Source organism: Wolbachia endosymbiont (group A) of Colletes cunicularius (assembly GCF_964264715.1).
In the GTDB taxonomy this organism is placed as follows: Bacteria; Pseudomonadota; Alphaproteobacteria; order Rickettsiales; family Anaplasmataceae; genus Wolbachia.
On sequence record NZ_OZ183471.1, the window covers coordinates 1,363,226 to 1,386,575 of the forward strand.

Genomic DNA, 23,350 nt, shown 5'->3' on the forward strand with positions numbered 1-23,350 from the left:
GCAAGTGAACCACTGATGAAGTGTCGAAACATCAAAGGTGACGTCAAAACCAGGGGGTAATTTCTAACTTGGGATAAACCTATCGGAAACTTGTTTACTGGGTAGGTGGCGTCCGGCATAAAGGTGGCGTGAATCTATTTTGGGCTATTGTGTGGAACTACGGGAACCTGTCGTTTCGATGACAAGGGAGAAATCCAAGAAGCTAAACTTCAAGGATGAGAGTACCGATGCGAAAAACAGGGGCGCGTAGTAGTGAAGAAATTTCTGTAATGGAAATGGAGCGAAGGGGCTGAGTTATTCAGTTTTATTAGTTGGGCAACCAGAAATGGGAGGAACTGACAAATAAAACGAGGCCATCAAATATATGACTGATGGCTGAATAATGGGAGCTGTGTGAGTCGAGAGGTTCATGCACAGTTCTACGACTTACTATTACCCACAAGTATAGAATGAATGAGCAAGTCTCCATCCTTCTGCTAAATCAAAGAGACGTTTCCATCCCTTCCACAAAGCTATAGGGCCTGGTTCTAAGTCATTTTTGCGAGCTAAAAACCCTCCTAACTTGGCCACCCACCTCACAATTTCTCTTAGAGCCTGTCTTCAAACTAAGTAGAAAGGAGTTAAGAAGTGTGTTATAAGATATATTTTAAATGTACCCAAGCGATATAAGTAACAAAGAATGGAAGATAATAGAGCTATATTTTGAACCTAAAAAGACCGGTAGACCAAGAAAACATAGTATTAGAACAATTATTAACGCAATCCGCTATATGATGAGAACAGGATGTCAATGGAGACAACTGCCTAAAGATTTTCCACCATGGAAAACAGTGTATAGTTGTAATTAGCGATTGAAAAAAAGTGGAATATGGCAAGAGATTCATGATTTTCTAGTTAAAAAAGTAAGAGAGATAATTGGTAAGAATGAAACTCCATCAGTGGGAATAATAGATAGCCAATCAGTAAAAACTACTCAAAAAGGGGATCCAGAGGATATGATGCTGGCAAGAAAGTAAAGGGTAGAAAGCGCCACATCGTTGTAGATACTGTAGGTCTTGTAATTGCTGCTGAAGTACAAAGTGCAAGCATTCAGGATCTTGATGGTGCACTAAATCTTTTTGTTCAAGCCAAATGCAAAGCTCCAACATTACATAAGTTTTTTGCTGATCAAGGATACACAGGTAAATTGCAAAACCTCTGCTTATTGGAAACTGGATGTTTATTGACGATTACCAAGAAAATAGTTGATACAGGATTTCAGGTTATTCCCAAACGTTGGATTGTTGAGAGAACCTTTGCTTGGCTCTCCAATTTTAGACGTATGAGTAAGGATTATGAGCATTCTCCTCTCACTTCAAAAAACAACATCTTCTTTAATATGATCACTATTATGCTTCACAAATTAGCTCATTCTTGAGTTTGAAGACAGGCTCTTAGAACGCGAATTCTGGATTAAGGAAGGAAGAAAGTATAGGAAATAGAAGGTTTTGTGGATTTGATGGAATAGGAAATGAGAGTAGAAAAGATATGAACCAAAAAATTAACAGGGGATCTATGGCGAGTGTGTTCAATTTCTAGTCTATTTTTTAGGTAACCAAAAACAGTCTCAATGATAGACCTTTTTCTCAGTAAAATCTTCTCATTTAGCGAAATCAATGTATTTTTCATACCTTTTTTCACCTTGGTAACAAGTTTCAAACCTCGGTCAAACAGCTTCTGAAAAAGCTCTTTTGCAATATAACCTTTGTCACCAAACAAAAGACCGATTAATTTTTCCGTCAGATTTGGCACAGGTATCCTATCATCAACATTGCCTTTTGTTAGCGTAAGTGCATGAATTTCAACATTTTCATTGATTACCATATGTAATTTGAAACCAAAAAACCAGCCGTAAGTGCTCTTGCTTAATTTTGCAATTCCAGCAAAAACTTTGTTTTTGGATATTCTTTTTGCATGACAAACTGCAATGGGAGTTGTGTCTATATATGAAATTCCAGTGTTTTCTGACTGTCCACAAAGCCAATGCAACAACATTGCTAAATGCCACAAAACCCTAGGCTTTAGAGCAACAAACCTGGTATATGAAGGTAACTTTGGAAACTCTGATTTGTAGAGCAACGTTAGGTAATGTAGATAGAAAGTTTTACACGGAGATTGTTGATATAGCAGGATTATTGTCATGATTTCGGAGTGCTCAATTTCCGTTGTTCTTGTGGGGTTTTTACCATTTGGCAGTAGTTTATCTGCAAAATTTTTCTCTATATCTCTGCAAAAATCATCGACCAAACAAAACAGTTTTGTTATATCTTCCATGGGTAACCTCATCTATTTTTTTATCACTGCTGAGTTTACCCTGTTTTCTTGCCTCTTCTATTCTCCTTTAATCCAGAATTCACGTTTATAGCAATTTCGCTATATCATAAAACTAGCTATATTGGCCTGCTTTTGCTAAATTTACATACGAAAAATTTGCTTAATTTTATTGGAATAATTTTGCGCTTGTACTTTCACAATCACGTTTTTGTACAACCAGTTCTCACGAGTATACGTACTTTTTTTTGCAGTTTTGGGAAAAGTAAACAATTCGATTTTTTGTGTCACTAAAATAGATGTTTTTTAGTGACAACGAGGATAAAGAGGTTTATTTTCTTGTAGAATCAAAGCGTCTTACAATTAACTGTTATACCAAATCAGACAAATTAAAAAGAGCACTTTTTGCCTGATAAATAGAGGTTTAAGCAAATTTATGATATATCCTGTTTGCTTTCTCAATAACGAAGTTTGGCATAAGCAATTTAACTTTAAATTTTCTATATTGCTTTTTTTATATAAAAGAATATAATTAAAGTGAGGTGTGGTAATAGACTTATGCTTCCCTCAATCCTTAATAGCAAGATATTTTCCCTAGGAGTAGGAGGTAAACATGGCTAATAAGAAAAATCATCAAACTTCCTTGTTAAGTAGTAATCAGGAAAAGTTAAGTAAAGAATTGACTAATATTTTGAATCAGTTAGAGGACGATATCAATTCTAATATTAAAAATCTCAACAATTTTCTAAGCGCTAATTCAAGTGAAAAAGACTTAAAATTTATTCTTGACTCTACACGAAATCAAAACCAAGAGACTGTTTTACATTATGTCGTTAGAAACAACTTCATTGAGATTACACATCGTCTTTTAGAACTAAGAGCTAACCCAAACGTGAAAGACCAATTTGGAAAAACTCCTTTACACCTCGCTGCGGAAAGTCAGTCCGATTATGATGATATTATATTTGCTCTATTAGGCAAAGAGGCAAGAGTTGATATCCAAGACAAAAATGGCAATACACCATTACATTCTGCTGCACACTGTGGCTATACTAACGCAATAGAACTCCTCATAGAACATATCAAAAGTAACGGGCAAAAAGAAAGCATTAATCTTAAAAATAAAGACGGAGATACAGCACTGTATCTAGCTCTTAACAATGCAGATGATGATCGCAATATCGACCCCTTTTTTGACAAATTAATAAATGTAGATTTTAGTATTAAAAATTCAGAAGGCATTACACCATTACTTACCGCAGTACGAAATGGAAGCAAAGCCTTAGCAGAGCAAATCCTCAATGAGAAAGAAACAAGTGCTAACGACGTGGATAATAAATATGGCGCTTCCATGCTACACCATGCCATGGCTAACTACAACATAGGACTCTTGACATATAACACACACAATAGTCTTAATCAACCAGATTTTGAATGCGAGCAAGAACACGAAGTTGTTAATGGGGTTCTTAAGGCTATTCTTTATAAGATTAGAAGCGGCAAAATTGAATTCAATATTAATTGTACTGACAAGTATGGGAATACACCATTGTTCGTTGCAGTTGACAATGGAAGAAGTGAAGCAATAGAAGGACTTATAGATGGAGGAGCTGATGTTAGTATAGTGAATAAGAATGGACACACAGTATTCCATTATGCAATCAAGAAAAGAAGTCTTGAGATGTTAAATACCCTTTTACCTAAAAGAGAAAAGAAAGACGAAAATGGTGTTACGATTATTGATGAATATGGCTGTACTGTTGAAGAAATTGATGCAGGAAAAGCTAAAGAACTTCTTGGTGTAATAGATACCGGAGGAAATACTCTTTTACATCATGCAGTGAAAGTGGGTTGTAGTGAGAAAATGATAGATTTTCTTGTAGAATATGGAGTAGATATTAATAAGAAAAATAAGAATGGAGTAGCACCAATTCATATTGCTGCAAAATATGGGCACCCAGGTTTAATAAGTTGCCTAATAAAAAACAAGGCGAATTGTAGTACTAAATGTGGTGATTTAACAGAAGCAAATATTGACAAAATAGGAAGGAAGTTTCCTGTTGTTATGGACTATATCAATATTCAAGGTAGTAATAGTACGATAAATATAAAAAATGATACTAATTATAAGGAAGCTACATCCATATTGATAGCAGCTGAAGGTGGGAATGTTGATGTTGTAGATATCTTAGCATCGTGGGGAGCAAAACATGATATTCAAGATAGTGAAGGCTGGGATGCATTACTCATTGCTATTAAAAAGGTATGCAGTAAAGATTGTACAGGAGAAGAAAGAGAGGGGATATGTAAAGCTATCGCAGAGTTAGCGTCTGATGCAAATTCTGGAATTTTAAGATGTTTAGATAATATGAAACGTCACGTTCTCGAAGAACAGCTTCGTGATAGAATAAAGAGCTTAGCAATAGGTAGGCTAAGTAATAATGATAAAATCCTAAATGTAAGTGTTGTACCACAAGTAACAGGAGAAAAATTAGGTTTGATTCAAATGTCTGTTGAAACTAGAAGGTTAGGGCAAGAAAAGCATTATATATCAAGGTTGTTTTCTAAAGATAGGTTTTTAGAACCTGTAACTGACAGAGAATTTCAAATGTACGAGAGTCGTGTCTGTAATAAGTTAAAGAACATCATAGAGAATGCACTGAAATTATCTAGTGATAATGAAGTTCAAAAAATAGTCAAAGGAGCTTTTCGTAATGCCTTAAGTGCTATAGAAGGTAAAAGTAGTGCTGCTGCTTTGGCGGGAGGAAATATAGATTTTGATAATGATTTCTACAAAGGTATAGATTCGTGTGTAGAAGAAGCCCCTGAGCTTTATTGTGATAATCCAATTACTGTTAAACAAAAAGATATAGAGTTGCATGAAGACCAAGAACGAGAATTATCACCAGAAATGAATAAAGGATTAAGGAAATTTGACAGTCGCGTCAACGAGTTTTGGGAAAGGGCTGGAAGTGCAACCAAAATAGGTAAACTAAGAAGTCTTGAGATAGATGGTCCTACTTTCTTTTTAGAATACTCAGAGGATAGTATAGTTGAAGTTGCAAAAATCACAGATGGAGCAAGAAACTTAGTACTAACTCAGGGAGAAGTAGCATTTGGCAGTAATATAATAAAGATCGGTCAAAGCGAAGTAGAAGTTATAACGAAAGGAGGAATAAGGAATTACACTGATCTTACAGATAATAGTGATATAATATTAACTTTCTATACTAGTTTGGAAGAATTAGAAGTTAGGTTATATCCTGATAAGCAAAATAAAGACCTAATTAGGGTAGAAGTACAAAATCAAGGAAAGTGGGAAAAATTAAAAAGTTGTAACGAAGAAATAGGTAAGAATTGCTTATTAGGAGGGTTATCAGTTAGTGAAGCTATAGAAAAAGGTCATTTTGTTAGATCTAGCAAACTTTATCAGTATTCTGAAACAATGAGCTCAGCTGCTCAAACTATGAATAGAAGACAACAATTATTACAAGATTTACGTAATATTGAATCTAATATTGTTAAAAAGGAGAAGAACTTTGACATAAAAACTCATCTGATAGAAATCTTTAAAGCTTTATCTAAGTTATCTGAAGAAAAAGAGAATGTTTCTAAAATAGACTTGGCTAAAGTGGCAGAAAAAGAGGGTAAAAGATTAGGATTAGAAGGTAGATACAATTGGAATGAGATTTTCGGTTTAAAGAAGGCAGTTTTTCAAAATATAGAACAAGAGTTACCGCTTAGTAACGATTTATATAGGCAAGATAAGCTTGCGTCTTCTGTTAGTAATAAGGTAGAAAAATGCACTACTAAAGGAGATGGTAATTGTTTTTTCCATGCTGTATTTGGTGATAGTAGTTCTGGTGTATATAAAGCTGATAGGGCTCAAGAAATGCGCCAAGAGTGGCATAAATTTCTAAGTCAGTTTGAGTCACTAAACGATCCAAAAATGCCTAAGGCACTAAGAGAAAGATTATCATTAGTGTTTCACAATGTATTTCCAATGAGAGAATCAGATTTCTGTACCAGTAATTTATACAAAGAGTACTTGAATAAGGTAAGTGAACAAAGTTACTTTATTTATGTTGAGGAAGTTCCTATTTTAGCGTCTTTAGCTAGTACTGAGATTGAACTTTATTACACTCAGGGTTCTCCTTGCAAAATTAAACCAAATCCAGATATGATAAACGCTGATTATAAAACAAGCCAAGAGCTGTGGGGTGGTAAAGTGCAAGAGATGATATATCTTGAAGAGAACCACTATTCTAAGGCTAAATTTACAACACAGTTGCAAAAACAAATGCAAGAACAAGGAGATTTTTCATGCTATCCAAACCCATCGAGATGTAATATAACCGAACCGAGGGTAGAATCTTATCAAAAAGGGTTATTTGTAAGATGATAGTAGGTTTAAAAGTGTGTGCTGTAAGCCATAGACTCAAGTTAATAGGAAATGGCAGAAGTGTAAATAAAGGTAATGTTTGGTTAGTAATTTAAGGTTAAAGGGAATGTTCAAAAAAGTGTGTCAAACCGCATTTTTAGTTCAACTCAATTTTCAATCTATCTGGAAAGAAAATATCAAGTTGAGACATAGTTAAAGCCCAATTAGGCAGAGCCATAGTCCATTTTTGCTCTACCTTCTTTATAGCACAATATACCTGTTTATACAAGGCATTTGTGCTGGTAAATGAGCCCTTGGTTTTAGTGAATTTTCTGATCTGTCTGTGCAGCCCCTCAATTGGATTTGTGGTGTAAATTAGCCTTCTAACTGGGCTAGAATACTTGAAATAACCAGATAAATTTTCCCAATTGTTCTGCCACGATTTTATAACTAAAGGATACTTTTCTCCCCATTTTTCTTCCAGCTCAAGTAAGTAATTTTCAGCAATTTCTTTACTTGTAGCACGATATATTTTTTTCAAATCATTCATGAAAACTTTCACATCTTTGCTGGATACATATTTTAGTGAATTTCTTATCTGATGCACTATACATAGCTGTACTTCTGCTTTAGGAAACGCACTATTTATAGCTGCAGGAAAGCTTTTTAGCCCATCTACACATGCAATCAGAATATCTTCTACTCCTCTTTCTTTGAGGTCATTTAGCACTCCCAACCAAAAGTTAGCTCCTTCACTTTCAGCCAAATAAAAGCCCAGGACTTCTTTTCTGCCATTTTGGTCTATGCCCAATATATTGTACATACATTTACTTACGCAATGTCCATTCTCTTTGACCTTAAAGAACATCCCATCCATAAATACTATCGGGTATACTGATTGCAGTGGACGACTACGCCATTCATTGATTATAGGCAGTAATTTGTCGGTAATACTTTATATCTCTGCCGCCGATATTTTGTGATCATAAATTTCCTCAACGTGTGACGCTATATCTCTATAGCTCATACCACTGGCAAATGTGCTCAAAATCTTCGTTTCAAGCTCTGGATGTAAGCTTGTTTGCCTTTTTTTGACTATTTGCGGCTCAAAACTTCCTTCTCTATCCCTTGGCGTCAAAAGTTCAAATGAACCGGCACTTGTCCGTAAAGTCTTTCCATTTCTCCCATTTCTTCGATTATTCTCTTCACTTTCAGCTAATAAGTGGTTTTCTATTTCACCTTCCAAACTTGCCTCCAGCAGCTTTTTTATAAATGGTGTTAATGCTCCCTCCCTTCCTGTCAACGGTCTTCCTTCTCGTATAGACGACAGGATATTTGTTTCCAACTCTTTATAATCTACCAATCCGTTAGTTCTGTTTACTACTTTCTGACTCATTGTCAAACCTCCATTTTTTTATATCAATTTATTACTTTTTTTTCGGTTTGACACACTTTTTTGAACCATACGCGTCAAGTTAAGGCCCAATATAGCACCATTTAAAGTGGGTATCTTGTTTGTTACATTTATTTTTTGGGAAATTTTGATCTAAAATAAGATAATTCTTTTAGAAGAGTCTACAAATTACTAGCTTTATTACTTAATATCTAAAATAATCTTTACCACTTTTCTTTTTCCTTATGCTACTTTCCCTTAACTTGACGCGTATGGTCAGAAAACACTGGAATTTCATATATAGACACAACTCCCATTGCAGTTTGTCATGCAAAAAGAATATCCAAAAACAAAGTTTTTGCTGGAATTGCAAAATTAAGCAAGAGCACTTACGGCTGGTTTTTTGGTTTCAAATTACATATGGTAATCAATGAAAATGTTGAAATTCATGCACTTACGCTAACAAAAGGCAATGTTGATGATAGGATACCTGTGCCAAATCTGACGGAAAAATTAATCGGTCTTTTGTTTGGTGACAAAGGTTATATTGCAAAAGAGCTTTTTCAGAAGCTGTTTGACCGAGGTTTGAAACTTGTTACCAAGGTGAAAAAAGGTATGAAAAATACATTGATTTCGTTAAATGAGAAGATTTTACTGAGAAAAAGGTCTATCATTGAGACTGTTTTTGGTTACCTAAAAAATAGACTAGAAATTGAACACACTCGCCATAGATCCCCTGTTAATTTTTTGGTTCATATCTTTTCTACTCTCATTTCCTATTCCATCAAATCCACAAAACCTTCTATTTCCTATACTTTCTTCCTTCCTTAATCCAGAATTCGCGTTTTTAGCGGTAAAACGGTAGTTTTCACTGGAACCCTATTAACAATGGATAGGAAGACAGCACAAACAAAAGCAGAATCCTTAGGTGCACAGGTGAGTTCAAGTGTATCGCCTAAAACGTACTTCTTGGTTGTCGGCGAAAAACCTGGGTCAAAGCACAAAAAAGCTGTGGAATTGGGTGTTAAAATTTTAACTGAGGAGGAGTTTAATAAACTAATCATGAGAGAAAAATAAACGCTATTAAAGGGTATCTTCGATGGCCATTACAGTTACTAAATTCATGACATCCATTTGCTGGTCTTTTAAGGTACTTTACAGAAGGGTTGATAAAAGATATACAAAAGGACGTCTAAAGCAGAGAATGCGATTCTAAGCCCACCTCTGAAGGTCATTTTTTCTCGAAGCTTAAAAAAACAAGATTTCAATATAAAAAAGTTGAATATTTCTTCAGAATTGTGTATAATTATTAATGTTTTTTCACTTTATTTCTTATGGCTCTTTCGAAGTTTCTCGATCCGAAGAATGATGTCGCATTTCGGCGTATCTTTGGTACTGAAAAAAATAAAGGTATCCTTATTCACTTCCTCAATGATATTCTTGGCCTCACTGGTAAAAATGAAATAAAGGATATAGAGTTTTTAAGTACTATTCAAGACCCTGATATCGCCGCTAAAAAGCAAAGTATTGTTGATGTTCTCTGCAGAGATGAAAATGGGGTGCAAGTGATCGTCGAAATGCAGGTCGCTAAAACTAAAGGCTTTGAAAAACGTGCCCAATACTATGCTGCTAAAGCCTACTCAAGACAAGCTGATAAAGGCGATCAATACCATAACCTTAAGGAAATTATCTTCATTGCTATAGCAGATTGTGTACTGTTTCCTAATAAATCTGAGTATAAATCAAAGCATACTATTCGCGATGAAGGTACTAATGAACACGATCTAAAAGATTTTTACTTCATATTTATTGAGTTGCCAAAATTTCCAAAAACCAAAGAGGATCAGCTTTCAAGTATAGTCGAGAAATGGATCTACTTCTTTAAATATGCAGATGAGACTAGTGAAGAAGAGCTGGAAAAAATAATAGGTAGTGATCTAATAATTAAAAAGGCCTATGAAGAGCTAAATAGATTCAACTGGTCAGAAAAAGAATTTATTGCCTATGAACAGGAAATAAAACGTATTCTTGATGAACAGGCTGTCCTCGCTCAAAAACTTGATGATGCTACTCAAAAAGGTAGACTAGAAGGCATCCAAATCGGCCATGAAAAAGGCAGGAAAGCAGAAAAGATCGAAGTGGCTAAAAATTCACTTAAGGCTGGTGTCTCTATAGACGTTATAGCTGAAATCACAGGCCTTTCGATAGATGAAATCGAAAGGTTAAGGAATTAGAATTTTACCTTGATTTTTTAAATTCCTATCCTGAGTTAAATGACCTTGAACGGAAGTATTATTTAAATAACTTTTAGGCCTCGAGCTTGTTATTGCTACTTCTTCATTAACTTCTGTTTCCACACTTTCAGAGAAAAAATTAGGCAAAAGAGAATACCATTCCTCTTTTTTATCAGGAGAACTAACTGTAAGTGCAGGACTTGATCCATCTTCCGATGTAGTATGTTTAACTTTAAAATTCTCTATACTTGATGAGATCAATTCTTTTGTGTTTTTAGCTTTTTCATTGAAAACCATAGCTAAAGACTTAGCAGTTTTTTTACTAGTGAAAGACTTAATAAGATTATATTTTTCTTCCAATTGTTTTTTTGCACTTCTTAGTGCTTTTTTTACTTGCTTAATACCCTTGGCATATTTAAGTTCTATAACAATTGGGCAACCTTTTTCAAAAGAGTCATCATCTTTAAAATGCGTAAAAGATAATGCAAGATCCGCTCTTCCTTTGGAAGATATGTTAGATTCTGTATATACTCTAACCTCTTTGCCATCTTCAGTTTTTTCATTCATCAATAAACCTTGCACTATTGCTTGAAAATCTTTTTCCTTGCGAATTAACTTCTTATGAGAAAATAAAACTTCCTTAAAAGAAGATAATAGATATTCCAATCTACTATAAACGCGAATTCTGGATTAAGGAAGGAAGAAAGTATAGGAAATAGAAGGCTTTGTGGATTTGATGGAATAGGAAATGAGAGTAGAAAAGATATGAACCAAAAAATTAACAGGGGATCTATGGCGAGTGTGTTCAATTTCTAGTCTATTTTTTAGGTAACCAAAAACAGTCTCCTTTTTTCACGTTGGTAACAAGTTTCAAACCTCGGTCAAACAGCTTCTGAAAAAGCTCTTTTGCAATATAACCTTTGTCACCAAACAAAAGACCGATTAATTTTTCCGTCAGATTTGGCACAGGTATCCTATCATCAACATTGCCTTTTGTTAGCGTAAGTGCATGAATTTCAACATTTTCATTGATTACCATATGTAATTTGAAACCAAAAAACCAGCCGTAAGTGCTCTTGCTTAATTTTGCAATTCCAGCAAAAACTTTGTTTTTGGATATTCTTTTTGCATGACAAACTGCAATGGGAGTTGTGTCTATATATGAAATTCCAGTGTTTTCTGACTGTCCACAAAGCCAATGCAACAACATTGCTAAATGCCACAAAACCCTAGGCTTTAGAGCAACAAACCTGGTATATGAAGGTAACTTTGGAAACTCTGATTTGTAGAGCAACGTTAGGTAATGTAGATAGAAAGTTTTACACGGAGATTGTTGATATAGCAGGATTATTGTCATGATTTCGGAGTGCTCAATTTCCGTTGTTCTTGTGGGGTTTTTACCATTTGGCAGTAGTTTATCTGCAAAATTTTTCTCTATATCTCTGCAAAAATCATCGACCAAACAAAACAGTTTTGTTATATCTTCCATGGGTAACCTCATCTATTTTTTTATCACTGCTGAGTTTACCCTGTTTTCTTGCCTCTTCTATTCTCCTTTAATCCAGAATTCACGTTAGTACAGTGTCAGCTACTCAGATAACAGGAAGAAGGTGCTGGGATGACAGGAGAAGAAGGCTACTTAGATGGCAGGGAGGAGCTACTTGAATGACGGTTCTTATCGTCGGTAAACTTAGAGCTATAATAACTATTTGCCTTTTTTCTACTTAAGTTTGGGTTATGCAAGAAGTCTAATAGAGCGAAATATGGAAGACAAAAGATAAGTGCATTCTACGCAGCATGTTCGTCCCGCTAATTAATAATATCTTTATTATTGTATGAGATAGGTAATTTAGCATTTATGAATTTGTAATGTGTTACGCATAGCTCAAAGAAATAAGGTTTGCTGGTTACACGCTGCAGCCAATGCCACAACACTAGGATCTATGTTTGTCTGCATGTTAATTTACGTTGTGATTTTATGGAGGTCTTCTGTTACCTATGCTAGTGAAAATTTGGAGATACAGAAGGCCTTTGATAGTGTTGTCAAGCATATAAAAGCTGATAAAAAGTATAAAGATCTTGATGTTATTGAGAGAAAAAGTGACAAATTTAATATCAAAATTGCGCAGAATTCTGGCAAGAGTTTTGACATATACTTTACTTTAAAAAAAGCAAAAGATTCCTTTGAGTCAGGAGATAATGAAACAGCTATTTCTCTCCTTAATCGGATCATCACAAAGTTTCCTTATCATAAAAATGCTTTAATTGGATTGGGAAATATTTATTACGCTAATAAAGAATACAAAAAAGCTGTAGAGATTTACACAAGACTGTTAAAAGAATACCCTAGTCACCCTTACATATTAAAAAATTTTCTGACGATAATCTCACAATATGATCCTGATCTGGCGTTGAGTGAAATGTTGAAATTGTATGATATACATAAAAATTATGCTCCTTTATTAGCAAATTTAGGTCTGATTTATATGAAAAAGGAGGATTATGTAAAAGGTAAAGAGTATATGACAACTGCTATTTCCCTTGATGAAAACAATATTTTTTATACCTATAATTTAGCTGTTATTCTAGATAAACTTTCAGATTTTAAAAATGCTACAATATTCTACTTAAAGTTGTTGAACATGGCTACAACTTCGAAAGATGTGAGTGAAAAAATACCTTTATACAAAGTGACAGCAAGACTAAAATTTATAAAACTCCACAGCACGCACCCAAAGATTTCATAAAAGCTTATAGCTTACCTAAATCTAATTTATCGCTATTTTTGTTTACAATAATAATATTGAGCTATAGAATTACATCTAAAGGGGCAATTAGCTCAGCTGGTAGAGCATCTCGTTTACACCGAGGAGGTCGGCAGTTCAAGTCTGTCATTGCCCATTTGCTTAACTGAATGTTAATATTATTAATTACTTCAATCAAAATATAGAAAATGCAGGATAATATAGTACCAATCTCAATAGTAAAAGAGCTGGAAGATTCTTATCTCTCCTACGCAATGAGCGTTATCATAAGCCGGGCTATACCTGACGTGCGAGATGGATTTAAACCTGTTCATAGGCGCATATTATATGCAATGTCAAGGGCTGGATACGATGCTGGTAAGCCATATAAAAAGGCGGCTCGTATAGTAGGGGATGTAATGGGGAAATATCACCCACATGGTGATGCAGCTATTTACGATTCCTTGGTTAGAATGGCCCAAGATTTCTCTCTTCTTTTACCACTTGTTGATGGACAAGGTAACTTTGGTTCGATAGACGGAGATCCACCCGCTTCGATGCGATATACAGAAGCAAGGCTTCACAAAGTGTCGCACTTCTTACTAAATGATATTGACGAAGATACAGTTGATTTTAGGCCAAACTATGATGGAAATGAAACAGAGCCTGTTGTACTGCCTGCAGAATTTCCGAATCTATTGGTAAATGGTGCAAGCGGTGTTGCAGTTGGTATGGCAACCAATATTCCTTCTCACAACCTTGGAGAAATAATAGATGCTTGTATGTTATATATAGATAATCCTGAAGTTACTTTGGATGAGTTACTTGAAGTGATGCCAGGGCCGGATTTCCCAACTGGGGGAACGATTCTTGGAAGGTCTGGAATAAGATCAGCATTTGCAACGGGTCGTGGATCAATTGTTGTGCAAGGCAAGACTCACATGGAAGACCTGCCACAAGATAGGCAAGCAATAGTGATTGATGAAATACCTTACCAGGTAAATAAAGTAAAATTAATTGAGAAGATAGGTGAGCTTGTAAAAGAAAAAAGAATTGATGGCATAACAGAAATTAGGGATGAGTCTGATAAGTCTGGTATTAGAGTAGTAATTGACCTCAGAAGAAATGCTGAAGCAAGTTTTATACTTAATCAAATATTGGGACTAACTCCACTAAGAAGTAGTTTTAGTGTTAACACTTTAGTCCTCAACAACAACAGGCCTGCTTTGATGTCATTAAAAGAAATCATAGCTGCTTTTGTTGATTTTAGAAAAGAAGTATTAATCAGGAGAACAGAATTTCGTCTAAGAAAAACGAGGGAAAAAGCTCATATATATATAGGGCTCTACATTGCGGTCTTGAGCATAGATGAAGTGATAAAAATCATCCGTGGTGCAAAAGATCCTGCGGAAGCAAGTAGAGAACTTTTAAATAAAGAATGGAAAACTTCAGCTGAGATAAACACAATTATTGGATTAATCTCAGACAGCACAAGCTTTTTGAAAGACGGAGTGTATAGATTAACTGAGCTGCAAACGAAAGCTATTCTTGACATGAAATTGCAACGTTTAACAGGCCTTGAAAAAGACAAATTAGAAGCTGAGCTGAGTTCAATGATCAACCTGATAAAAGAATATATCGCTTTTCTTGGCTCAGGAGAGAAGTTGATGAAAGAAATAAAAAACAATCTACAAGAAATAAAGAACAGATTTGCTGCGCCGCGAAAAACTTCAATAGAGGAATCAGATACGGACATTGAAGCTGAAGATCTAATTCCACAAGAGGATATGGTGATAACCGTAACTATGAATGGTTATATCAAGCGTGTGAAGCTTTCTCATTATAGAACTCAGCGTCGTGGTGGAAAAGGAAAGCTAGGACAAGGATTAAAAGAAGAGGATGTAACCACAAAATTATTTGTTGGGAATACCCACACTAGCCTTTTATTCTTTTCTAATATTGGCCGAGTTTATAGATTAAAAGTTTATAAGTTACCTCTTGCAGAGCCAACTGCACGTGGAAGAGCACTTGTCAATATATTCCCGCTTAGCGATGGTGAAACTATAACTAATATAATGCCATTACCAAGTGAAAATGACGAAAATCAAAACATAGTTTTTGCTACTGCTCATGGGAACATAAGGCGCAACTCTTTAGCGGATTTTCACTATATTCCAAGCAATGGAAAAATAGCAATCAAGCTCGATGAAGGAGATAAGTTAATATCAGTTAAAGTATGCAATGAAATTGATCATGTTTTTCTTTCAACAAGATTCGGCAAAAGTATCAGATTTGTTGTAAGTGATGTGCGTCAATTTAAAAGTCGCAATTCAGATGGCGTAAGAGGTATCAAACTTGCAAAGAATGACAGCGTGATATCCATGACCATATTAAATGGGATAGGTGTAGCAACAGAAACAAAAGAACTTTACTTAAAAGTTCCACTTGCAAAAAGACTGGGGACTACAATTAATAACTCCATTGATTCTAAATTGGAAAAGACTTTGAATGATTTAGGAATAGATAACGAATTGTTCTTAAAACTTGCATTGAATGAGGAGTTTATATTAACTATTACCGAAAATGGCTTTGGTAAAAGAACTTCTGCGTATGAGTATAGAATAACTAACAGGGGTGGTGTTGGTATCACCAATATTCTTACTACCAACAGAAACGGTAATGTTGTTGCTAGTTTTCCAGTTGAGCAGGGTGATAATATCATGCTTATTACAGATAAAGGAAAGTTAATTCGTATTTCAGTAAATGATATCAGAATTGCAGGACGTAGCACTCAAGGAGTCACTCTGTTTAAAACAGAGAGTAGAGAAAAGGTGGTGTCAGTAGCGAAAATTGAAGATCCTGATTCCACTGAAGATAGTATTTCTGAAGTTGAAAACTCTATCTCTTCTCAACTGTAGTACAGGTTAAACAAAAAGCGCAAGTTTTTGTTGATTAATACGCAGTATTTAATTTAAAATATATACTTATGGCTAAGTAGAGATCAATGGACAAAAATTTAACTAAAAATAAAAAACCACTGGCAAACAAAGAGGATAAAAAAACACCTCCCGTTAAAGATCTTACTAAAAATAAGAGTAGGAGAGATTTTATAACATTAACTACATGCGCTATGGCAGGTATAGGAGCTGCAAGTGGACTTTGGCCACTGGTTAAGTCTATGAATCCTTCTGCTGAAGTTTTAGCAACTTCCACAGTGGAGGTGAATTTGTCTGGAATTCAGGAAGGACACGGAGTAAAAGTAAAGTGGCAAGGTAAACCAGTATTCATTCGTAGACGCACAAAGCAAGAAATTGAGGCTGCAAGAGCTGTGAATGTGAAGAGCTTGAGGGATCCTCAATTAGATGAGCAGAGAGTATACGAAGGAAAAGACGAATGGTTAATTATGCTTGGAATATGTACACATCTTGGGTGTGTGCCGATTGATCACGCTACAAAAGATGGTAACGGTTGGTTCTGCCCTTGCCACGGTTCATATTATGACACATCAGGCCGAGTAATTGGGGGTCCTGCACCAAAAAATATGGTTGTACCTGATTATTTTTTTCCCAGTGAGAATGTTGTGGTAATTGGCAAGAAGGCTTAACGGATACAATAAACTCGTTAAAAAAAACTCACAGGATCAACATCTATTATCACTGCAATACTCGAATTCAAGTTACAATTTTTAATCCAACATTTCAGCTTCTTTTGTACAGATAGACTGTGCTTATTGTGTATTTTTAGCAACACCCTATACCGATACTTATTATTTAAGAAATTTATTGCTGCTGGTGATGGACCAAGAATTTCAAATTCCTTTTTGTCTGCACTTACATTTTTTTCCTGAATACAAGTAGTTGAGCTACTTGTATGACAGAGAAGAGATTTTACTATTTCATTCGCTGCTTTTTGTGTCGCAATCTGATTCTTACCACAAATTATAAGCGCTATTAATCTGCTAAATGGTGGCATTTTGGCTTCACGTCTTGACTTAAGTTCGATTTCATAAAATGAGTCCCTTTTTTGATGCAGCAATGCTTTTATTATTGAACTTTCAGGATTATTGGTTTGCACTATTACCATTCCTTTTTCATTAAACCTTCCTGATCTGCCTGCAACTTGGTGTAATAATTGATACGTCTTTTCCGCTGCTCTTAAATCAGAATTTTCGAGACTCAAATCTGCATTTATTACTCCAACCAAAGTTAATTTGGGGAAATTGTGCCCCTTAGCAATTATTTGTGTGCCGATTATAATGTTCACCTCTTCTTTCAGTACCAAGTCAATTACGTTACTAACCGACTTCTGATCGCTGCTTATCATCGCAGTTTTTGCGTTTGGTATTAATTTCACCATTTCTTCAAGTAACCTTTCAATTCCTACGCCATAAAGGGAAAATGACTGTTCACTCTGGCAATCAGAGCATTTTTCTGGGAGTTTTAATTGATAAGAGCAATGATGGCACAAAAGAGCATTTTTTTTCTTGTGATATGTAAGCCAAACAGCACAATTTAAGCAGGAAATTTTATATCCACACTTTTTACAAATTGCCAGTTGTGCATACCCTCGGCGGTTTAAAAAGAGCATAACCTGCTGTTTTCTCTCTATGGTTTGTTTGATGCTTTCAAAAAGCTCAGAGGAGATCCATTGCTTGTTGTTCCTCATATCTACTACTTTAATGAGTGGCAATTCTGCACCACCGAATCGCTTAGTTAGCTTTACATGATTGTAATTCCCGCTTTTAACATGATGAATCGTTTCAAGCAGTGGAGTTGCTGATGATAAAATAATCGGAATATTTTCAAATTTGGCTAAGATTATCGCCATATCTCGAGCATTATATATAATTCCCTGTTCTTGTTTAAAAGATGAGTCGTGCTCTTCATCAATGATAATCAATTTTAGGTTTTTATAAGGCAAAAAAAGTGCTGACCGTGCACCAATAATTATCTGCGCATTTCCACTTGCTATATTGAGCCAATTATTCCGGCGAGTTTTTGGAGTGAGCCCTGAGTGCCATTCAACTAAGTTTTTTGATATCTGACCGCGAACACGATTTACCAATTGTGAAGTTAAAACAATTTCAGGCAAGAGGATTAAAATTTGTGCACTGTTTACAGTTTCTACCAATTTTGCAATTGCGGATAAGTAAACTTCCGTTTTTCCAGATCCTGTCTCACCGTCAAGCAAAGTCACTGAATACTCATTCAAACTGCTTATTATTTTATCGCTAGCTATCTGCTGTTCAGGGTTTAATTGGCAACTTATTTCACTTATTTCCTGCTTCTGCTTAGCACAAACCAATTTGTCTATGTGGTTTATTTTTAACACTCCTCCCATTATCACTTTTGCAAGCATACCAATAGGCATTACATTGTATTGTGCAACCCACTCTGCAAATGTGATCAATTTTGGTCTAATATTTGGTAAATCGATTTTTTGCTCAATAAATTTTAATGCTCGACCACTCTTGTCACTATATTTCCAAACTATTCCGATCAAGCGTTTTTTGCTAAATGGCACCACCACGTAATCTCCAACTGAAACTTCAGTATTTTCTTCAACTGCATATGAAAATAACTGATCAATTGGAAGTGGTAGTAATACGTCAAATGTTCTTGTCATAGCAGCCTAAGTTTAGCACTGTTTTGAAAATATTCGTTTGATTTTTGTGGATTGATTGGTTAAACTGGTATAGCATTATACTAAATTAATTTGATTGGGGGAGTGAGTATGATTCCAAAAACACGTAAAGAGGCATTCAAAGTATTAGGATTGTCAGAGAGTGCAAGCACAGAAGAGATTAAGAAGGCATATCGCGAGCTTGCATTGAAATGGCATCCCGACAAATGGTCAGATAAAAGCCAAGAAGAGCAAAAGACAGCAACAGAAAAGTTTAAAGAAATATCAGTAGCATATAAAATATCAATAGGCGAGATAACTGAAGAATTCATTAGCCAACAGCCTAATGATGATTGGGTTTATGAGTGTATGGTAGGCATTTTTGGATCACACTTAAATGGTATAGAAATAGTGTGCCGTAGAAGCATAAAGGATGCTCAGACAAAGAGCAAACTAAGTGCAAAAGCTACATAATAGATGAGGGTGGGCCCCTCAAAGCCGGTTTACAAGAGCAGGCTTTAAACAACCGTAAGCTGCTTTGATAAAGAGTCAAGGTAGTGAGAGTTACGGAAAAGGCACAATTATGTGTCATGTGTTAAATAGAGAGACGAACGCAAGTGAACCACTGATGAAGTGTCGAAACATCAAAGGTGACGTCAAAACCAGGGGGTAATTTCTAACTTGGGATAAACCTATCGGAAACTTGTTTACTGGGTAGGTGGCGTCCGGCATAAAGCTTACTATTACCCACAAGTATAGAATGAATGAGCAAGTCTCCATCCTTCTGCTAAATCAAAGAGACGTTTCCATCCCTTCCACAAAGCTATAGGGCCTGGTTCTAAGTCATTTTTGCGAGCTAAAAACCCTCCTAACTTGGCCACCCACCTCACAATTTCTCTTATAGGTGGTGGAGTCTCAGGATAGTTTTTTGTCTTAAGCATTTTGGTATATAAAACCTTCCATTCGTCATCAGTCAGTATGACAGTGCAAGAAAGATTCGGATTTGTTCTAGCTACCAATGTGATAAAAAATATTCTCCATGCAATTATACTCATAATTGTAAGAAAGCGGATCAATCTATCTGCTGTTTGGAGCCTACATTCTTCAACTTTAAGACCGGATTTCAAAATTTTATGAAAAACCTCTATTCTCCATCTTAAGCAATACCATTGTATTTTTTCTACTGCTTCTTCAAAATTATTAATATTTATATTTGTTAACAAAATCCAGTTCATGGGCTCTTCGCCAAATGGGGGATATTTTTCTATAACATAGACAGCATTTAAATTTAAATTAGGAAGTTTTTGCGTTTTACGTCTAGCGTTGTTTTTTGATGCATTCATCACAAAGTTACTAAACTTTACTTCTAAAACTGTTGTTCTTTGAGGTTTGTTATCGCAAGCAGGAATACTCACTTGTATTTCTCCTTGGCAAGACATGCGATTCATCAAATCCCACAATCTTTCACCACCTTTTTCAGAATAAGTCGACTTCTTGTTTACTGTTCTGTTTTGATTTCCTCTTACTACAAAAAGAGATTGATTAGTGGAAGCAACTTCAAATAAATCATAAATATCTGCTTCTCTATCACAAACGGTAACTACCTTAACATCCTTTAATCCAGGATGTTTAGTAGAGTCTTTAAGTGATGCTATCCACCGTATGCTTTCTTTCTCTTCTATGGGAAGAGCAGTATTATGGCTTCTTCTTTTCAACTCCTTTAGGTCTTCAGCTAAGGGAGGTCTAGTACTAATTTTTTGATCCAATAATCCTATAGGTAGTCCTTCTGTTGTAACTGCAAACGTTGTATGCATCACTAATCCATGGGTTTTAAAATTAGTTGTTTTAGATGTTAATCTTGCTGCTATAATCCCTAATCCTTCGGTCTTTTTATGATTTTTATATGAAATATAACTCGTGTCCTGGATAGCTAAGATAGTTGAGTATTCTTTAGCTCTTTCAATATTTTTAATTATATGACTGTCTAATATCTTTCTTTCAGAAATGGCATCTTTTTGGAAAAATCTATAAGCTGCTTTACTTTGATGCCAATCTTCACAAGCTTGATTTATTGAACACTCAGGCGATTCAGCAAAACTATTAACTATTTTTAGAAGCCTTTTACTTAATCTTATATCACCAAAATTAACAATTCCAAATTCACTTTCTGCCCATTCGCCAGTTGAGGTATTTATAGTTCTTTTCATCATATATTCCATTTTTAGACCATAGATCTATTTATAATAGAAAGTTGAATTAGTAAGATAGCAGCTTTTTCTCCTTTTAGATTTATGGGTAATAGTAAGCATGATAAGGGGGCTGGCGGAGTTTGTCAAGGAAGTTTTTTCGTTTCCAACGGTTGTTGCCAAAAACTATACAAAAAGTCTAATGAGTTAACTTCCATATATCCTGAGTAGTTCTTGTGCAGTAGCTTTAATTAGGATAGGGCATTTTCTGTCATTTAATAGGGAACGCAATATTTCAGTTGCACCTTTAATGTCGTTATTATGTATCTTTACTACAGCGATAGCTTCTTGGCTTGAATAAGGATACACTGCACTTGATTCTAAATTATCAATTTTATCTTTATTTATTTTTTCACCGTTGGAGTGAAGTAAGCTCATTACCTCTAAGTATTGTGCTAACTCACGCAAAACATTAGGAGCATCTTTATCATCTGCCAAATCATTATAAATAGATGCTGTGTTTGTTGGCATTGAATCTGAGATATGATTGAATGCGTGTTCAAAATTTGCTAAATACCCCCAATTTGAATCTATTTCTTCTAGCAGCGGCTTATTATCTTTTTTAAAGAATAATACTTCGTAAAACTTGTCACCCGCAGTTATAGATTGTTTTGTGTTATCAATATTGCGCAATAAGTATAATGTGATGCCAACTAACATTGGTGCGAGTGCAAGCAGAAAGATGTATTTTTTCATGGTAATATTCCAAATAGTTATATATTTATACATTAATGCTTTTGATTTGCAAAAACATATTGACATAGTGATTATATCACATAATAATATTCTCAAAGTTGTTTGAATAGTTGGAGATTAAAATATTTCTAAAGTAGAAATAAAGACAGCAGTATTAAGCTAAATTATTTTTTGTCGGATTTATCCGATGTACCCTCAACCTTTTATAGTTGAAGTCTAAATTTGAGAGTTTGATCCTGGCTCAGAATGAACGCTGGCGGCAGGCCTAACACATGCAAGTCGAACGGAGTTATATTATAGCTTGCTATGGTATAACTTAGTGGCAGACGGGTGAGTAATATATAGGAATCTACCTAGTAGTACGGAATAATTGTTGGAAACGGCAACTAATACCGTATACGCCCTACGGGGGAAAAATTTATTGCTATTAGATGAGCCTATATTAGATTAGCTAGTTGGTGGAGTAATAGCCTACCAAGGCAATGATCTATAGCTGATCTGAGAGGATGATCAGCCACACTGGAACTGAGATACGGTCCAGACTCCTACGGGAGGCAGCAGTGGGGAATATTGGACAATGGGCGAAAGCCTGATCCAGCCATGCCGCATGAGTGAAGAAGGCCTTTGGGTTGTAAAGCTCTTTTAGTGAGGAAGATAATGACGGTACTCACAGAAGAAGTCCTGGCTAACTCCGTGCCAGCAGCCGCGGTAATACGGAGAGGGCTAGCGTTATTCGGAATTATTGGGCGTAAAGGGCGCGTAGGCTGGTTAGTAAGTTAAAAGTGAAATCCCGAGGCTTAACCTTGGAACTGCTTTTAAAACTGCTAACCTAGAGATTGAAAGAGGATAGAGGAATTCCTAGTGTAGAGGTGAAATTCGTAAATATTAGGAGGAACACCAGTGGCGAAGGCGTCTATCTGGTTCAAATCTGACGCTGAGGCGCGAAGGCGTGGGGAACAAACAGGATTAGATACCCTGGTAGTCCACGCTGTAAACGATGAATGTTAAATATGGGAAGTTTACTTTCTGTATTACAGCTAACGCGTTAAACATTCCGCCTGGGGACTACGGTCGCAAGATTAAAACTCAAAGGAATTGACGGGGACCCGCACAAGCGGTGGAGCATGTGGTTTAATTCGATGCAACGCGAAAAACCTTACCACTCCTTGACATGGAAATTATACCTATTCGAAGGGATAGGGTCGGTTCGGCCGGATTTCACACAGGTGTTGCATGGCTGTCGTCAGCTCGTGTCGTGAGATGTTGGGTTAAGTCCCGCAACGAGCGCAACCCTCATCCTTAGTTACCATCAGGTAATGCTGGGGACTTTAAGGAAACTGCTAGTGATAAACTGGAGGAAGGTGGGGATGATGTCAAGTCATCATGGCCCTTATGGAGTGGGCTACACACGTGCTACAATGGTGGCTACAATGGGCTGCAAAGTCGCGAGGCTAAGCTAATCCCTTAAAAGCCATCTCAGTTCGGATTGTACTCTGCAACTCGAGTACATGAAGTTGGAATCGCTAGTAATCGTGGATCAGCATGCCACGGTGAATACGTTCTCGGGTCTTGTACACACTGCCCGTCACGCCATGGGAATTGGTTTCACTCGAAGCTAACGACCTAACCGCAAGGAGGGAGTTATTTAAAGTGGGATCGGTGACTGGGGTGAAGTCGTAACAAGGTAGCAGTAGGGGAATCTGCAGCTGGATTACCTCCTTAGG

The 23,350-nt window shown here is 35.9% G+C and carries 16 protein-coding genes, 1 tRNA gene, 1 rRNA gene and 4 pseudogenes; 14 read left to right on the plus strand and 8 right to left on the minus strand.

What is annotated here, in order from left to right:
• Positions 1–432 precede the first annotated feature (432 nt).
• Positions 433–591, minus strand: a pseudogene (locus ACFELZ_RS08050) (IS4 family transposase); the annotation flags it as partial.
• Positions 592–650: 59 nt separating this feature from the next.
• On the opposite strand from ACFELZ_RS08050, the gene ACFELZ_RS08055 reads away from it, so the two are divergent.
• The 3 genes from ACFELZ_RS08055 to ACFELZ_RS08065 are packed head-to-tail and all read left to right on the plus strand — an operon-like array spanning position 651 to position 1,417.
• Positions 651–848 (plus strand): transposase, encoded by a 198-nt coding sequence (locus ACFELZ_RS08055; protein ID WP_375315780.1) that lies wholly within the window; start codon positions 651–653, stop codon positions 846–848.
• A 3-nt stretch (positions 849–851) separates the two neighbouring features.
• The gene (locus ACFELZ_RS08060; RefSeq protein ID WP_375315781.1) at positions 852–1,016 is read left to right on the plus strand and encodes a hypothetical protein; all 165 of its coding nucleotides are present in this window, start codon (positions 852–854) and stop codon (positions 1,014–1,016) included.
• 17 nt (positions 1,017–1,033) lie between these two features.
• Entirely contained in the window at positions 1,034–1,417 is a 384-nt protein-coding gene (locus ACFELZ_RS08065) for a transposase (protein ID WP_375316621.1), read from the plus strand.
• A gap of 35 nt (positions 1,418–1,452) precedes the next feature.
• Here the strand turns inward: ACFELZ_RS08065 and ACFELZ_RS08070 are convergent, their stop codons facing one another.
• A complete protein-coding gene (locus ACFELZ_RS08070; protein WP_375315786.1) occupies positions 1,453–2,313 on the minus strand; it encodes an IS982 family transposase in 861 nt (286 codons plus the stop codon).
• A gap of 48 nt (positions 2,314–2,361) precedes the next feature.
• Between ACFELZ_RS08070 and ACFELZ_RS08075 the strand changes: the two genes are divergently transcribed.
• A complete protein-coding gene (locus tag ACFELZ_RS08075) occupies positions 2,362–2,604 on the plus strand; it encodes a hypothetical protein (RefSeq protein ID WP_375316109.1) in 243 nt (80 codons plus the stop codon).
• 319 nt (positions 2,605–2,923) lie between these two features.
• A complete protein-coding gene (locus tag ACFELZ_RS08080; protein ID WP_375316110.1) occupies positions 2,924–6,712 on the plus strand; it encodes an ankyrin repeat domain-containing protein in 3,789 nt (1,262 codons plus the stop codon).
• A gap of 136 nt (positions 6,713–6,848) precedes the next feature.
• On the opposite strand, the pseudogene ACFELZ_RS08085 reads toward ACFELZ_RS08080, so the two are convergent.
• A pseudogene (locus tag ACFELZ_RS08085) lies at positions 6,849–8,087 on the minus strand (IS256 family transposase).
• Positions 8,088–8,369: 282 nt separating this feature from the next.
• Between ACFELZ_RS08085 and ACFELZ_RS08090 the strand changes: the two are divergent.
• The 3 genes and pseudogenes from ACFELZ_RS08090 to ACFELZ_RS08100 all read left to right on the plus strand — a co-directional run.
• Positions 8,370–8,915 (plus strand): annotated as a pseudogene (locus tag ACFELZ_RS08090) (IS982 family transposase); the annotation flags it as partial.
• Positions 8,916–8,972: 57 nt separating this feature from the next.
• Entirely contained in the window at positions 8,973–9,161 is a 189-nt protein-coding gene (locus tag ACFELZ_RS08095) for a BRCT domain-containing protein (RefSeq protein WP_375316111.1), read from the plus strand.
• Between the two features lie 257 nt (positions 9,162–9,418).
• Entirely contained in the window at positions 9,419–10,318 is a 900-nt protein-coding gene (locus tag ACFELZ_RS08100; RefSeq protein WP_375316112.1) for an Rpn family recombination-promoting nuclease/putative transposase, read from the plus strand.
• Here the strand turns inward: ACFELZ_RS08100 and ACFELZ_RS08105 are convergent.
• Complete coding sequence (locus tag ACFELZ_RS08105; protein ID WP_375316113.1) at positions 10,307–10,984, minus strand: hypothetical protein; 678 nt, start codon at positions 10,982–10,984, stop codon at positions 10,307–10,309. The two genes, ACFELZ_RS08100 and ACFELZ_RS08105, sit on opposite strands and share 12 nt — an antisense overlap.
• A 24-nt stretch (positions 10,985–11,008) precedes the next feature.
• Positions 11,009–11,807, minus strand: a pseudogene (locus ACFELZ_RS08110) (IS982 family transposase).
• 382 nt (positions 11,808–12,189) lie between these two features.
• Here ACFELZ_RS08110 and ACFELZ_RS08115 point away from each other — a divergent pair.
• The 4 genes from ACFELZ_RS08115 to petA all read left to right on the plus strand — a co-directional run bounded on the left by ACFELZ_RS08115 (position 12,190) and on the right by petA (position 16,666).
• The gene (locus tag ACFELZ_RS08115) at positions 12,190–13,065 is read left to right on the plus strand and encodes a tetratricopeptide repeat protein (RefSeq protein WP_375316114.1); all 876 of its coding nucleotides are present in this window, start codon (positions 12,190–12,192) and stop codon (positions 13,063–13,065) included.
• An 81-nt stretch (positions 13,066–13,146) separates the two neighbouring features.
• Positions 13,147–13,219, plus strand: a tRNA-Val gene (locus ACFELZ_RS08120).
• A 52-nt stretch (positions 13,220–13,271) separates the two neighbouring features.
• Entirely contained in the window at positions 13,272–15,980 is a 2,709-nt protein-coding gene (gene gyrA, locus ACFELZ_RS08125; RefSeq protein ID WP_375316115.1) for a DNA gyrase subunit A, read from the plus strand.
• Between the two features lie 86 nt (positions 15,981–16,066).
• Positions 16,067–16,666, plus strand: a complete 600-nt coding sequence (gene petA, locus ACFELZ_RS08130) for a ubiquinol-cytochrome c reductase iron-sulfur subunit (RefSeq protein WP_264731315.1) — start codon at positions 16,067–16,069, stop codon at positions 16,664–16,666.
• A 17-nt stretch (positions 16,667–16,683) separates the two neighbouring features.
• Here petA and priA read toward each other — a convergent pair whose 3' ends face one another.
• A complete protein-coding gene (gene priA, locus ACFELZ_RS08135) occupies positions 16,684–18,687 on the minus strand; it encodes a primosomal protein N' (protein ID WP_375316116.1) in 2,004 nt (667 codons plus the stop codon).
• A gap of 108 nt (positions 18,688–18,795) precedes the next feature.
• Between priA and ACFELZ_RS08140 the strand changes: the two genes are divergently transcribed.
• Complete coding sequence (locus ACFELZ_RS08140) at positions 18,796–19,158, plus strand: J domain-containing protein (RefSeq protein ID WP_375316117.1); 363 nt, start codon at positions 18,796–18,798, stop codon at positions 19,156–19,158.
• A gap of 269 nt (positions 19,159–19,427) precedes the next feature.
• Here the strand turns inward: ACFELZ_RS08140 and ACFELZ_RS08145 are convergent, their stop codons facing one another.
• Complete coding sequence (locus ACFELZ_RS08145; protein WP_375316680.1) at positions 19,428–20,894, minus strand: IS4 family transposase; 1,467 nt, start codon at positions 20,892–20,894, stop codon at positions 19,428–19,430.
• 183 nt (positions 20,895–21,077) lie between these two features.
• Complete coding sequence (locus ACFELZ_RS08150) at positions 21,078–21,692, minus strand: hypothetical protein (protein ID WP_375316118.1); 615 nt, start codon at positions 21,690–21,692, stop codon at positions 21,078–21,080.
• 152 nt (positions 21,693–21,844) lie between these two features.
• Here ACFELZ_RS08150 and ACFELZ_RS08155 point away from each other — a divergent pair.
• Positions 21,845–23,348: ribosomal RNA gene (locus ACFELZ_RS08155) — 16S ribosomal RNA — on the plus strand.
• The last annotated feature ends 2 nt before the right edge of the window (positions 23,349–23,350 follow it).

Bases quoted from the DNA above. Each gene is read 5' to 3' on its own strand.
- ACFELZ_RS08055 (WP_375315780.1), top strand. From the start codon at position 651: ATGTACCCAAGCGATATAAGTAACAAAGAATGGAAGATAATAGAGCTA.
- ACFELZ_RS08070 (WP_375315786.1), bottom strand. From the start codon at position 2,313: ATGGAAGATATAACAAAACTGTTTTGTTTGGTCGATGATTTTTGCAGA.
- ACFELZ_RS08080 (WP_375316110.1), top strand. From the start codon at position 2,924: ATGGCTAATAAGAAAAATCATCAAACTTCCTTGTTAAGTAGTAATCAG.
- ACFELZ_RS08095 (WP_375316111.1), top strand. From the start codon at position 8,973: ATGGATAGGAAGACAGCACAAACAAAAGCAGAATCCTTAGGTGCACAG.
- ACFELZ_RS08100 (WP_375316112.1), top strand. From the start codon at position 9,419: ATGGCTCTTTCGAAGTTTCTCGATCCGAAGAATGATGTCGCATTTCGG.
- gyrA (WP_375316115.1), top strand. From the start codon at position 13,272: ATGCAGGATAATATAGTACCAATCTCAATAGTAAAAGAGCTGGAAGAT.
- petA (WP_264731315.1), top strand. From the start codon at position 16,067: ATGGACAAAAATTTAACTAAAAATAAAAAACCACTGGCAAACAAAGAG.
- priA (WP_375316116.1), bottom strand. From the start codon at position 18,687: ATGACAAGAACATTTGACGTATTACTACCACTTCCAATTGATCAGTTA.
- ACFELZ_RS08140 (WP_375316117.1), top strand. From the start codon at position 18,796: ATGATTCCAAAAACACGTAAAGAGGCATTCAAAGTATTAGGATTGTCA.
- ACFELZ_RS08145 (WP_375316680.1), bottom strand. From the start codon at position 20,894: ATGATGAAAAGAACTATAAATACCTCAACTGGCGAATGGGCAGAAAGT.
- ACFELZ_RS08150 (WP_375316118.1), bottom strand. From the start codon at position 21,692: ATGTCAATATGTTTTTGCAAATCAAAAGCATTAATGTATAAATATATA.